This is a genomic window from Lachnobacterium bovis DSM 14045, from assembly GCF_900107245.1.
Taxonomy (GTDB): Bacteria; Bacillota; Clostridia; order Lachnospirales; family Lachnospiraceae; genus Roseburia; species Roseburia bovis.
Window position 1 is genome coordinate 15066 of sequence record NZ_FNPG01000026.1, and the last position, 13890, is coordinate 28955.

General features: G+C 32.3%; 9 protein-coding genes. 8 read left to right on the top strand and 1 reads right to left on the bottom strand.

Features of this window, described 5'->3' with window-relative positions:
* Nucleotides 1–111: 111 nt before the first annotated feature.
* Entirely contained in the window at nucleotides 112–843 is a 732-nt protein-coding gene (locus BLV79_RS10070; protein WP_074718631.1) for an AraC family transcriptional regulator, read from the bottom strand.
* A gap of 272 nt (nucleotides 844–1115) precedes the next feature.
* Between BLV79_RS10070 and BLV79_RS10075 the strand changes: the two genes are divergently transcribed.
* The 8 genes from BLV79_RS10075 (at nucleotide 1116) to BLV79_RS10115 (ending at nucleotide 13885) form a co-directional block, all read left to right on the top strand.
* Entirely contained in the window at nucleotides 1116–2153 is a 1038-nt protein-coding gene (locus BLV79_RS10075; RefSeq protein ID WP_074718633.1) for a glycoside hydrolase family 5 protein, read from the top strand.
* Nucleotides 2150–4726 carry a carbohydrate binding domain-containing protein gene (locus BLV79_RS10085; protein ID WP_083354545.1) on the top strand — a complete coding sequence of 859 codons (2577 nt, stop codon included), beginning with the start codon at nucleotides 2150–2152 and terminating at the stop codon, nucleotides 4724–4726. Before BLV79_RS10075 ends, BLV79_RS10085 begins: the two co-directional genes overlap by 4 nt.
* A gap of 254 nt (nucleotides 4727–4980) precedes the next feature.
* Entirely contained in the window at nucleotides 4981–5448 is a 468-nt protein-coding gene (locus tag BLV79_RS10090; protein WP_074718637.1) for an acyl-CoA thioesterase, read from the top strand.
* Nucleotides 5448–7238: an aminopeptidase P family protein gene (locus BLV79_RS10095; protein ID WP_074718639.1), complete on the top strand. Its 1791-nt coding sequence runs from the start codon at nucleotides 5448–5450 to the stop codon at nucleotides 7236–7238. Before BLV79_RS10090 ends, BLV79_RS10095 begins: the two co-directional genes overlap by 1 nt.
* 19 nt (nucleotides 7239–7257) lie before the next feature.
* Nucleotides 7258–10011, top strand: a complete 2754-nt coding sequence (gene polA / locus BLV79_RS10100) for a DNA polymerase I (protein ID WP_074718641.1) — start codon at nucleotides 7258–7260, stop codon at nucleotides 10009–10011.
* Nucleotides 10012–10047: 36 nt separating this feature from the next.
* A complete protein-coding gene (gene coaE, locus BLV79_RS10105) occupies nucleotides 10048–10713 on the top strand; it encodes a dephospho-CoA kinase (protein ID WP_074718643.1) in 666 nt (221 codons plus the stop codon).
* Nucleotides 10667–13084, top strand: coding sequence for a cell division FtsA domain-containing protein (locus tag BLV79_RS10110; protein WP_074718645.1), 2418 nt, complete (start codon nucleotides 10667–10669; stop codon nucleotides 13082–13084). The genes coaE and BLV79_RS10110 overlap by 47 nt, the downstream gene beginning before the upstream one ends.
* Entirely contained in the window at nucleotides 13085–13885 is an 801-nt protein-coding gene (locus tag BLV79_RS10115; RefSeq protein ID WP_074718647.1) for an MBL fold metallo-hydrolase, read from the top strand.
* Nucleotides 13886–13890: the final 5 nt, after the last annotated feature.

Here is a 13890-nt window from a genome sequence, read left to right on the forward strand (position 1 = left end):
ATTTAATAAGAATTTGAAATTCAAATAATGAGTAGAATTTAAACGCCGATTATTCTTGCAGTTTTACTAAAAAACAAGAATAGTCGGCGTTTTTGGGTGTGCCATCAATATTTAGGACATCTTCCTTTTGGTAAATTCATTAGGGGTGCATCCAACATATTTTTTAAATATTTCAGTAAAATAGCTCTGGCTTGAAAAAGCGAGCAACGATGATATTTCGGATGGTTTATATGATGAATAAAGAAGCATATTTTTAGCAGTTTCTATTTTTTTTTCACGGATATAATTGCTTATTGAACAATTAATTTCTTTTTTAAAAAGGCGTGAAAGATAGCTTCGATTGAGTCCAACATAATTGGCAATATCGTCAACTGAAATTTTTGAATGCAAATTATCATAAATATAATCAATACTTTTGGCAACCTGGATTGAACAAACATTTTTCTTGCGCAGGTTTTTCATTCGTTTAGTGTAATCGAGGCACATTATAGGGTGTAAAGCAGATACTTTTTCAATAGAATTGCAAGAATCAGCTTTTTGAATATAAAAATCACTCAGACCATATGCAGTTGATAAATCCATTCCACCTTGAATACAATAACGAGCAGTTAAAGCTGTTGTGATTACAAAATGATATTTAATATTTTGCAAATTGTTGGTAGAAAGCTTGCCGAGTCCCTTTTTATGCATCAAATCTTCAGAACATAATTCCTTAACTTTTTGTATGTTTCCGGATTGTATTGTATTGTAGAATTCTATTTCAGGGTTGTATGGAGCCCTAAAAAAATCGTGTTCTCGTTGAATAAACTCCTTGTAAAATAGTTCTTTTTTAAAATCTTTCATATCTGTACTCCTTGATAAGTGTAAAATCATTTATATATTTTGTAATTTTATCTACTTTTTATTATGTCACAAAACCGATAAAAATAAAACCAAATTAATATATTTTTCGAAAGGAAGTTTGTATAATTTTAAGCAAGGTAAGAGAAAAAATATGACACAATATTACAAAGCAATATAAAATCAATATAAATTTTATATTATGTTGACAGTTTATGTGTGGCAAACAATGAAAAAATTGTCTATTGTGTCAAAAATCAGGAAAGGGAAAAGAAATGGATTTACGAAGTGGTATTAATTTAGGTGGCTTTTTGTCACAATGCGAACATTCACAGCAGCATTATGAAGAGTTCATAACAAGAAAGGATTTGGAGACAATTTCAAATTGGGGTTTTGATCATGTTAGGCTTCCAATCGATTATGAAGTTTTTGAAACAGAAGATGCTAGTGAAATTGTAAGTGGTTACGAAAAAGTTAAAGAGGTTGTTGAGTGGGCAAAAGATAATAACCTATCAATAATTCTTGACCTTCACAAAGCCTATGGTTATGATTTTAACAATGCAGGAGAAGAGGCAAATAGTCTTTTTAAAAGTGAAAAATTACAGGATAGATTTATCGCTTTATGGGATAAAATATCTAAATATTTTAAAGATTATGACAATGTTGCATTCGAATTGTTAAATGAAGTTGTTGAAGAAGAAAATGCTGATGCATGGAATAAGTTGATAGCTAAAACGGTAAAAGCTATTAGAAAAAATGCTCCAGATTCCTACATCATTTATGGTGGAATTCAATGGAATAGTGCAAAAACTCTTAAGTTTTTAGAGCAACCATTAGATGACAAGATAATGTTTACATTCCATTTTTATGAGCCTCTATTATTTACTCATCAGAAGGCTTATTGGGTAAAAACAATGGATCCTGAGTGGGTTGTAAATTATCCTGGAACAAAAGAAGACTATTACACACGTTCAAAAATAATTGGAGATCAAGGTAAAGCCGTATATGAATCTGGTCTTGATTATATTGGTCAAAATTTGATAGAAGATTTGGTTCAGGATGCTATAAATGCAGCTAAAAATGCCGGAGTTAAGCTATATTGTGGTGAGTTTGGTGTAATCGATCAGGCTCCAATTGAAGACACTCTTCGTTGGTTTAGCGATGTTAATGAGGTCTTTAGTAAATACAATATTGGTTATGCAATTTGGAACTATAAAGAAAAGGATTTTGGAATAAGTGGTTCACATTATGAATCTATCAGAGAGGATTTATTAAAAGTATGGACAAATAAAACAAAGGAGTGTAGTGTATGAATAAATTTGGAGTAATTGTTCTATCTACAGTTTTAGCAGTAAGTAATATTGTTGCACCAGTTTCAACTTATGCATCTTCATCAAAAGAAAATAGCTATGAGGCTAAACAGCTTGCAAAACAGCAGAAACAAAAAGAAAAAGAGGAAGCTCAAAAGAAAAAACAAGCTGAAAAAGCTAAAAAACAGAAAGAAAAAGAAGAAGCTCAGAATAAGCGACAAGCTGAAAAAGCAAAAAAACAAAAAGAAAAAGAAGAAAAACAAAACAAAGAACAGACTGCAAAGTTGGAAAAACAAAAAGAAAAACAACAGAAACAGTATGAAAAAAACCTAAAACAACAGGGCTATAAAGAAGTTTGGAAAGACGAATTTAACGGAGATAAGTTAAATTTGTCTGATTGGAACATTGAAACTCATGAACCAGGTTGGGTTAATGAAGAGCTCCAATCATATGTTACATCTGATAAAAACATTTATGTTAAAGATGGAAAACTATACTTAAATCCTGTAAAAAACGGAAATGAAATTACTTCAGGAAGAATTAATACACAGGGAAAACACGATTTTAAGTATGGATATTTTGAAGTGACTGCCAAAGTTCCTAAGGGAAAGGGATATTTACCAGCATTTTGGATGATGCCAACAAATGAGAATTTATATGGTCAATGGCCAAAATGTGGTGAAATAGATGCAATGGAAGTTATGGGACAAAATCCATCGAAATTATACGGAACAATCCATTATGGTGCACCTCATGCTCAACAGCAAGGTACTTACCTTGTTGATTCCAAAATTGATTTTTCAAGTACTTTCCATAAATTTGGAGTTGAATGGGAAGCAGATCACATTACATGGTATGTTGATGGCGTTAAATATTATGAAACAAAAGACTGGTTCTCTGCTGTAGAAGGCGGCGGAGAAGTAACTTATCCAGCTCCATTTGATCAGAAATTCTATATGATTTTAAATCTTGCAGTAGGTGGAAGCTGGGTAGGATATCCAAATGAAAGTACAAGTTTTGATAATAATCCATTCATTATCGACTCTGTTAAAGTTTATCAAAAAGACAAAAAATACTATGATGAGGTTGAGAAAAATGCGACTAAACCTGAAAAAGAAGTAAAAGTAAAAGAAGCTGATAGTACAGGCAACTATGTTACAAATGGAAACTTCTCAACCGCTATAAATCCAAGCGAGGATTGGGAGTTGCATTTAGAAGATGATGCTGACGCAACAATAACACAAAATGATTCAATAAAAATCTCTCCAACTGCTGTAGGAGGTCAGAATCATAGTGTTCAGCTAAAACAGGGAAATATTCCATTGTATAGAGGCCTTGAATATACTTTAACATTTGATGCAAAAGCAGATAGTCCAAGAACTATTATTACTGATGTTGAAGGACCAGATAAAAACTGGACTAGATATCTTCAGGACACAAAAGTTGAATTATCACAGGATATGAAAACTTACTCTTATACATTTAAAATGGATCGTCCAACAGATTTAAACACTTGCGTTGAATTTAATTTAGGTAATCAAGGTTCGACATCAGCAGTAACAATTAAGAATGTAAGCTTAAAAGTTACAGGCGGAGAAAAAATAAATGAAGATTCTGTAAGAGAAGTTAGACCTGATGGAAACTATGTTTATAATGGAGCATTCCAGGAAGGAAAGAACAGATTGGGATATTGGGAAATTGATTCTAAAGATGTTGATAAAGTATCAGTAACAAACACTAACAATGATAGACGGTTAAAAGTTGTTGTTGGAAAAGACGATGTTGAAAAACCAATAGTTATTAAACAGACTAAATTACCACTCACAAAAGGTAACTATTATGTGTCATACAATGCTTATAAAGAATCAGCAGATGGTAAACAGGGACAAAATGCTACACCAGATGTAGTCTTTAAAGTTGGTGATAAAGAGTTTACAGAAACACTAGATAGCAATGTAGATGCAAAATATTCACATGAATTTAGTTGCGAAGATGTCACAAAAAATGAATTTTCTATGACATTCAAAACACCAGGAGTTTATTATATTGATAATATAACTGTTGCAGAAAATGAAAAAATTAAGAATGGTTCATTTAATGCAGGAAAGAGTGGATTTACAGAAGGAGTTTACTCAAGTGCAGATGCTTCAAGTATAGTTGATTCACAAAAAGAAGATAATGCATATGATATCACAATCAAAAATACAGGCGATGCTGATTGGAATATCCAACTTATGCAAGATGGTATTAAACTTGAAAAAGGTAAAAAATATCGTTTGAAATTAAAAGCTAAAGCAAGCATTGATAGAGATATTTTGGTTACATTACAACATAATGGTTCATCAGATAATGATTGGACTCCATATAGTGGAAACGATGATGCACGCTTAATGAAACTTAGCAAAGCAAGCTATGATAACAATGAGTATCAGGAATATGAATGCGTTTTCACAATGAATAGTGAAACAGACAATAATGCAAGACTTAGCATTACATTAGGTGCAGTTTCTAACAGACAGATTACACAACAGCATAGAATATGCATTGATGATATTGTCTTGGAAGAGGTTGCATAATAAAAAAACTTAACACCTAACTTACAAAGAAACTAATTTAAAACCTAATTTACAAAAGCAAACTAAATGATATTAATAAACAAATAATAAGAACATCAATAAAAATCTTTAATTCATAATTTATAAAATAAATTAAGGCTCACAGTTGAGAATAATTAATAAACTCTCAGCTGTGGGCTTTTGCTATATTCTTGAATTTATCGCCTTAATATGAGATAATAAATTAAAATATATTCGGAATGGAGTGATTTTTAATGGTTAAGCATGAAGTTGAGATTGCAGGCATTCCAGAGGCAGTACATATCAAACCTTATGAACGTCGTGCAAAATATTACGAGACTGATCAGATGGGTATAATCCATCATTCAAATTATGTAAAATGGATGGAAGAAGCCAGAATGGATATGATGGATCAGATAGGTCTAAATTATAAACAAGTTGAAGATTTAGAGATTATTAGTCCGGTATTAGAGATAGAAGTTAAATATGTAAGCATGGTTCATTTTGATGATGTTGTTGTTATTGAGACAAAGATTACAAATTATAATGGAATAAGACTAGAATTAGAATATACGATTACAGATAAAGAGACAGGCGAACTTAGAACAACAGCTAAGAGTTCACATTGTTTTTTAAATAGAGCTGGTAAACCAATTTCTTTAAAGAGAAGTTATCCAGAACTCGATACTAGATTTTTTGAGACGAAAGAAGGACAAGATTAATGATTAAAGAAAGATTAAAAGCATTAAGAGAGCAGATGCGAAAGAGAGACATTTCTATTTACGTTGTTCCAACAGCTGATTTTCATGAATCAGAGTACGTAGGTGAATATTTTAAAGCAAGAAAATTTATTACTGGTTTTACAGGTTCTGCAGGTGTGGCTGTTATTACAATGGATGAAGCCGGTTTATGGACAGATGGAAGATATTTCGTTCAGGCAGAAAAACAATTACAAGGCACAACGGTTGACTTATATAAAATGGGCGAAGAAAATGTTCCAACAGTTAATGAATTCATTGAGAATAAATTATCAGAAGAACAAACTATTGGATTTGATGGAAGAGTAGTAAATGCAACTTGGGGAAGAGAACTTGAGTGTATAGCTAATAGAAAAAACGGTAAAATTTATTCTAAAGAAGATTTAATAGATTTAATTTGGAAAGATAGACCATCATTATCAAAAGAAAAAGCATGGATTTTAAAAGAAGAATATTCAGGAGAAAGCACACAAAGCAAATTAAAACGTTTAAGAGACAAAATGAAAGAGAAAAAAGCAACAGTTCATTTAATGTCTTCTTTGTATGATATCTCTTGGTTATTAAATGTAAGAGGTAATGATATTAGTTACGTGCCAGTAGTATTATCATATTTGGCAGTCACAGAAGATGAATGTATTTGGTTTTTACAAGAAGAAATAATAGATGATGAGTTAAAAGTTTATCTTGAAGCTAACAATATTACAACGAAACCATATGAATCATTTTATGAATATGTTGCAACAATTAAGAAAAGAGAGACGGTTTTAGTTAATTTATCAGCTATAAACTATAGAGTTGCATCAGCACTTGATAGTGAAATTAAAATTGTTAATGAGATTGAACCAACAACATTATTCAAAGCAATTAAGAATAAAACAGAAATTGATAATACAAGAAGAGCACACGTTAAAGATGCTGTAGCAATGTGTAAATTCATGTATTGGTTAAAGACAAATGTTGGTAAAATTCCGATGACAGAAATCTCAGCTTCAGATCATTTAGAAAAATTAAGAAGAGAACAAGAAGGTCTATTAGATTTAAGTTTTAACACTATTTGTGGATACGATGTACATGGTGCCATTGTTCATTATGCTGCAACTAAAGAAACTGATATCCCACTAGAACCAAGAAGCTTCTTATTAGTTGATTCTGGCGGACACTATATTGAAGGAACAACAGACATTACAAGAACATTTGCACTTGGTGAAGTTACTCAGGAAATGAAAGAATGCTTTACTATGATTTGTAGATCAAATATGAATCTTGCAAATATGAAATTCTTATACGGATGTACAGGACTTAACCTTGATTTGGCAGCAAGAGAGCCACTTTGGGAAAAAGAGTTAGATTTTAAACATGGTACAGGCCACGGTGTAGGATATGTTTTAAATGTACATGAAGGACCAAACGGATTTAGATGGAGACAGGTCGCTGAAAGAAACGACGGTGGCGTACTTGAAGAAGGTATGATTACAACAGATGAACCTGGCGTTTATCTTGAAGGTAAATTTGGTATTCGTACAGAAAATGAACTAGTATGTTGTAAAGGTGTTAAAAATGAGTATGGTCAATTCATGTATTTTGAAAACATCACATATGTACCAATTGACTTAGATGCTATTGATCCAGATTTAATGACAAGCGTTGAAAAGAATAGATTAAATGAGTATCACAAGAGAGTTTATGAAGTTGTTTCACCATATTTAGAAGGTGATGAGCTTGAATTCTTAAAGAAATATACAAGAGCAATTTAAAAGAAAGGTTTAACATTTTATGAGTAAAAAATTAGTGTTGATAGATGGACATAGTATTTTAAATAGGGCGTATTATGGCTTGCCAGACTTAACAAATTCACAAGGGTTGCATACGAATGCGGTCTATGGATTTATTAATATTATGTTTAAAATTTTAGAAGAAGAAAAGCCAGATTATATTACGGTAGCTTTTGATGTTCATGCACCAACATTTCGCCATAAAATGTTTGAACAATATAAAGGCAACAGAAAATCGATGGATGAAGAGTTACGTCAGCAAGTACCATTAATGAAAAAAATGTTAACGGCTATGGGTGTAAAAATCATTGAATTGGCAGGATATGAAGCTGATGATTTATTAGGAACATTAGCTCATCGAGCAGAACAAGAGGGTATGAATGTTGCTGTTATTTCAGGAGATCGAGATTTGCTTCAACTTGCTACAGATAAAGTGCTTATCAGAATTCCCAAGACTAAACGTACTGGAACAGAAATAGAAAATTATTATGCAGCAGATGTAAAAGAAGCGTATGGAGTAACTCCTAAGGAATTTATTGATGTTAAGGCACTTCAGGGAGATAGTTCAGATAATTTCTCTGGAGTACCTGGAATTGGTGAAAAAACAGCTAAAACGCTGGTCGCAGAATATGGAAGCATCGAAGCAATTCATGAAAATGCAGCTGTAATTAAACCACCAAGAGCATCAAAGAATATTGTTGAATACTGGGATGATGCAGTTTTATGTAAGAAATTGGCTACCATTTTAACAGATGCACCTATTGAGTATGATTTCGAAGAAGCTAGAATAGATAGTATTGATGATTTATACACTAAAGAAGCATATTTGATGTGTAAAGAATTAGAATTCAAAAATTTATTGGGCAGATTTGATACCAAGGAAGAATCATTTAATGTTTCAGAATTGATAGAAGTTGTAGATACAATAGAAAAAGCTGATAAAATTTTCGAAGAAATTATAGATAAAGATGTTGCTTTTTATCTTGTAAAGCGAGAAAATAATAATGTAGGACAGTTTCATCAGGATAATGATGGACAATTAGGTCTTTTTGATTTCGCTTCTAAAACAGAAGAAGAATTATATGGACTTAGTCTTACATTTTTAAAAGATAAAATTTATTTTATGGAGACAGGTAATGGAATATCAAGTGATTACCTTAAAAATAAAATAAAAGATACAACTGCTAGAAGGCTAATTTCTAGGGATGTTAAATCCCAGATTAAGATTTTAGGACAGGATGGTATTTTGGATCCTGCAGAAGATTTTGATAAATATATTGCATATAGAAATAAATTTATTGATGTTTCTGTTGCAGCGTACCTTATCAATCCGACAATTGGAGAATATCCACTTGATGACATTGCTAAATCATATTCAGATATTATGATTCCAACCAAGAAAGAATTTTTCGGTAAACAATCTTTTGAGGATATGTATAATAGTGATAAGGATAAAGCTATTGAGTATGTTGCGTATGAAAGTTATATTCCATTTGTGGCTAAAGATACTCTTTTGAATAGACTTGATAAAGAGAATATGTTACATCTTTTTGTTGATATAGAGATGCCACTTGTATTTGTTTTAGCTTCAATGGAAAAAGAGGGAATTATTCTCGATGCGGATGCGTTAAAAGAATACTCAACCAACCTCGACAAAGGAATTGCACAACTTCAGGAAAGTATTTATCAAAAGGCTGGTGAAGAGTTTAACATTAATTCACCTAAACAGCTTGGAGTTATTTTATTTGAAAAATTAGGATTGCCAAATGCAAAAAAGACTAAAACAGGATATTCAACATCAGCAGATATTTTGGACGGCTTAAAGGCTAATTATCCAATTGTTAGTGAAATTTTAGAGTATAGACAATTAGCTAAGCTTAAATCAACATATGCGGATGGACTTAGAAATTATATAGAAGAGGACAACAGAGTCCGTACAACGTTTAATCAGACAGTAACCGCTACAGGTCGATTGAGTTCAACAGAACCAAACTTACAGAATATTCCAATTAGACTTGAGTTGGGTAAACAAATTAGAAAAGTTTTTCATGCAAAAGAAGGATTTGTTTTTGTGGATTCAGATTATTCGCAGATTGAACTTAGAGTTTTAGCTCATTTATCTGGTGATGAAAAATTAATAGATGCATATAAGCATGGAAAAGATATTCATAGAAGTACAGCTTCAGTGGTATTTAATGTTCCGTTTGAGGAAGTTACACCTCTTCAAAGAAGAAACGCAAAGGCTGTAAATTTTGGTATAGTATACGGTGTTAGTGCATTTGGACTTAGTAAAGATTTAGGAATTTCAAGAAAAGATGCTTCGGAATACATTAAAAACTATTTTGTACAGTATCCAAAGATTAAAGAGTATTTGGACAATTGTATTGAAAGTGCTAAGAAAAACAAGTATGCACTTACAATGTTTAATAGAAAAAGACCAATGGTCGAACTAGAATCAAGCAATTTTATGACAAGACAATTTGGTGAGCGTGTTGCTATGAATTCACCAATTCAGGGTACAGCAGCAGACATTATTAAAATTGCAATGATTAGAGTACATGATCGTATTTTTAAAGAAAAATTAGAATCTCGTTTGCTTCTTCAGGTACACGATGAATTGTTAATTGAGGCTAAGGAAAGCGAACTAGATGAAGTTAAAAAGATATTAAATGAAGAAATGCAGGGGGCAGCTGATTTATCTGTTGATCTAGAAATAGATACTCAGGTCGGCACAAATTGGTATGATGCTCATTAGATTTGTACTAAATAAAAGGAGACACAAGAAGGTAAAATGAAGTTTATAGGTATTACAGGTGGAGTTGGCGCTGGTAAGTCAGCAATTTTAAATTATTTAAGCAATAAACCAGGGTACAGAGTTATGCTTGCAGATGAGATTGCACATGATTTAATGAAATCAGGAACGAAAGTTTTTGATGCTATCTGTGATGCCTTTAAAAACATAGAAATTACAGGAATAGACAGCATTTTAGATGAAAATGGTGAATTTGACAGACAGAATTTAGCTAAATTGATTTTTTTCTCAGAAGAGAACCGACAGAAGATAAATAATATTGTGCATCCAGCGGTTAAAGAGTACGTAAAAGAACAATTTGCCCTTGAAAAAGAGAGAGGACAGCTTGATGTATTAGTGCTTGAAGCCGCATTACTCATAGAAGAAAATTATGATGCAATTTGTGATGAACTTTGGTATATTTATACTAGTGAGGACAATCGTAGAAAACGTTTGAAAGAATCAAGGGGATATTCAGATGAAAAAATAAATAATATTTTTTCTAGTCAATTACCAGAAGAGGTGTTTGTTAGAAAGTGTAAGGTCGTAATTGATAATAATCATTCACTTGAGGAGACTTTTCTACAAATTGAAAATGTTTTGAGGGGTGGAACGAATGATGAATGGTTTAGAAGGCACAAAAGAAAATTTGGTGTTGGGTATTGATATTGGAACGCGAAATGTAGTAGGAACAGTTGGATATCGTACTGACGAAGGAAAATTTGTCGTAGTAGCACAAACTGTAAGAGAGCATGTAACAAGAGCTATGCTTGATGGACAGATTCATGACATAGGACGAGTAGCACAAGTTGTTTCGCTTGTAAAAGAAGAACTTGAAGTTCAGATTAATCAGCCACTTACGGAAGTATGTATTGCGGCAGCAGGTCGTGTTTTAAAAACAGTGACATGTCGTGCAGAGTACATTTATCCTGAAGAATCAGTTGTAACAGGAGAAGATATTCATACACTTGATTTAATTGGTGTTGAAAAAGCACAGGATTTATTATCAGAAAAAAATGATACAAATTACAAGTTCTATTGTGTAGGTTATTCAGTAGTCAAATCTTATTTAAACGATGATCTTTTTACTAGTCTTGAAGGACATAAAGCAAACAAAATTGCAGAAGATATAATAGTTACTTTTTTGCCAGAAGATGTTGTTGATGGCTTATATTCTGCGGTAGGTCAGGCAGGATTGTCTGTTGCCAATTTGACATTAGAGCCAATAGCAGCTATAAACGTTGCAATCCCAGAAAATTATAGAATGTTAAATATTGCACTTGTAGATGTTGGAGCAGGTACGTCAGATATTTGTATAACGAAGGAAGGTTCGATAACTGCTTATGGTATGATTCCACATGCTGGGGATGAGCTGACTGAAGAAATTGTTCAGCAGTATTTAGTTGATTTTCAGATGGCAGAACACATTAAATTATCGTCAACAGTGGATGAAGAAGTAACATATGAAGATATAATGTCAATTAAACATACAGTTTCAGCAGAAGAAGTATGGGAGTTGACAGATAAAGTCGTAGATAGAATCACTTCAGAAGTAGCAGAAAAAATTATTGAATTAAACGGTGGACAAACAGTAAGTGCAACCTTTGTAGTCGGAGGTGGCGGAAAGGTACATGGTTTTACAAAGAAGCTTGCTGAATATTTGGATTTACCAGAAGAAAGAGTAGCATTGAGGGGAGAGGAAGTCCTAAAAGAAGTTACGTTCCTTCAAGATGATATAAAAAAAGATCCTTTATTAGTAACTCCAATCGGAATTTGTTTAAATTATTATGATCAAAAAAATAATTTCATTATGATTCGTTTTAATGGTGAAAGAATGAAATTATATGATAATAATCGTTTGACAATAGTTGATGCCGCATTACAGGCAGGTGTTTCTAATGAAAAACTGTTTCCAAGAAGTGGTAAAGCACTTAACTTTACAGTTAATGGAAATAAAAGAATTGTTAGGGGTGGAGTGGGCGAACCAGCAGTTATAACACTAAATGGAAAGCCAGCAAATATTAATACTCCGCTTGAACCTAACTGTAATGTGGAGATTATACCTTCGACTAAAGGTGAAGAAGCAAAATATACTATTAATGATCTAGAAGAATATACAACAGCATTTATGACTTTTATAGTTAATGGACGATTGATTAATTGTCCTAAGTTTTTAGAGGTAAATGGAGTCCTTGAGCCTTCTTCTTATGAGATACAAGACGGAGATATAATAGAAAATAGAGGCTTTTATACAGTTGAACAAGTGGCAGAGTTTATGGATGTTGAAGTAGATTTAGATGAAGATATTTATGTAAATAATAGAATTGCAAGTATGGATTCTTTAGTATATGAGAATTTTTCAATAGAATGGACAGTTAAAGAATATCATGTGGAAAATGCAAGTTATTATGCATCTGAAGAGCAAATTAAGGAAAGAAAATATCAGGAGTCTTTAAGAGGTGCAAGTATTGGTTTGGGTAATTATCATATGATGTCAGAGGAAAAAAATGCAACGTTAGAAGGTCAGACAGAGGCAATACAGGATGAGAATATAAATTCAAAGGAACAGCAAAACATATCGAAGTCAGAGAATAACGATGAGGAGTTATATTTTGACGTTGAGTATAAAGATTGTGACAATTTTGATGAGACATTTGATGAAGAATATGAAAAAACAGATGAATATAATAGCATTTTTAGAAAAGAAAATCCTCGTGAAGAAGGAGTTGATTTAGAAATTTCGTATGATTTGAAAAAAAATCTAGACGAAGACAAAGATAGTAGTTATAATGTTAATCATGGTGAGAATGATGAAGCTGAAGAGGAAAAAGAAATCATAGTGACAGTGAATAATAATCCTGTGACCTTAACAGATAAGAATTCTTACGTATTTGTTGATATTTTTGATAAAATAAATTTCGATTTAAATAATAGCAAAGGTCGTGGCATCGTAACAACATTAAATGGTCGTGATGCTAGATTTACAGAAGAAATACACACAGGCGACAAGATTGAAGTTTATTGGAAAGAGATGTAAATGTTAGAATTATGTAGTATAGCAAGCGGTAGCAGCGGAAACTGCATATACGTTGGAACCGATAATAACCACATTTTAGTTGACGCTGGAATTAGTGGCAAGAAAATTGAAAATGGTTTAAATGGTTTGGATTTGAAAACTAGCGAAATAAAAGGTGTTTTGGTAACTCATGAACATATTGATCATATTGGAGGGCTTGGAGTTATATCAAGACGATATGGCCTTCCAATTTATGCTACACAAGGTACCATTAAAGGTATTTTAAACAGCAAGAGTGTAGGAAAGATAGATGAAAGTTTATTTCGAGTAATCAAACCAAATACAGATTTTGAGATTGGAGATATTAAGATACATGCATTACCAATTTCGCATGATGCGGCTGAGCCAGTGGCATATAGGTTTAGTCATGAAGGAAAGCAGATTGCAGTTGTAACAGACCTTGGTACATATGATGAAAAACTTGTAAAAGAACTACAGAATCTTGATGCATTGTTATTAGAAGCCAATCATGATATCAATATGCTTCAGGTTGGTAAATATCCATATATTTTGAAGCAAAGAATCCTTGGAGACAAGGGACATCTATCGAATGAACGAAGTGGCCAATTATTAGGTCATCTTCTTCATGATAAATTTGGAACCGTTATGCTAGGGCACCTTAGTAAAGATAATAATTTGGAGGAGCTAGCGTACGAAACAGTTCGTCTTGAAGTTACTTTAGGAGATCATAAATATAAAGCAGATGATTTTCCAATTAAAATTGCAAAAAGAGATGAATTGTCAGAAAGAATTTGTGTTTAGTAAAA

Bases quoted from the DNA above. Each gene is read 5' to 3' on its own strand.
- coaE (WP_074718643.1), top strand. From the start codon at position 10,048: ATGAAGTTTATAGGTATTACAGGTGGAGTTGGCGCTGGTAAGTCAGCA.
- BLV79_RS10110 (WP_074718645.1), top strand. From the start codon at position 10,667: ATGAATGGTTTAGAAGGCACAAAAGAAAATTTGGTGTTGGGTATTGAT.
- BLV79_RS10115 (WP_074718647.1), top strand. From the start codon at position 13,085: ATGTTAGAATTATGTAGTATAGCAAGCGGTAGCAGCGGAAACTGCATA.
- BLV79_RS10085 (WP_083354545.1), top strand. From the start codon at position 2,150: ATGAATAAATTTGGAGTAATTGTTCTATCTACAGTTTTAGCAGTAAGT.
- BLV79_RS10090 (WP_074718637.1), top strand. From the start codon at position 4,981: ATGGTTAAGCATGAAGTTGAGATTGCAGGCATTCCAGAGGCAGTACAT.
- BLV79_RS10070 (WP_074718631.1), bottom strand. From the start codon at position 843: ATGAAAGATTTTAAAAAAGAACTATTTTACAAGGAGTTTATTCAACGA.
- BLV79_RS10095 (WP_074718639.1), top strand. From the start codon at position 5,448: ATGATTAAAGAAAGATTAAAAGCATTAAGAGAGCAGATGCGAAAGAGA.
- BLV79_RS10075 (WP_074718633.1), top strand. From the start codon at position 1,116: ATGGATTTACGAAGTGGTATTAATTTAGGTGGCTTTTTGTCACAATGC.
- polA (WP_074718641.1), top strand. From the start codon at position 7,258: ATGAGTAAAAAATTAGTGTTGATAGATGGACATAGTATTTTAAATAGG.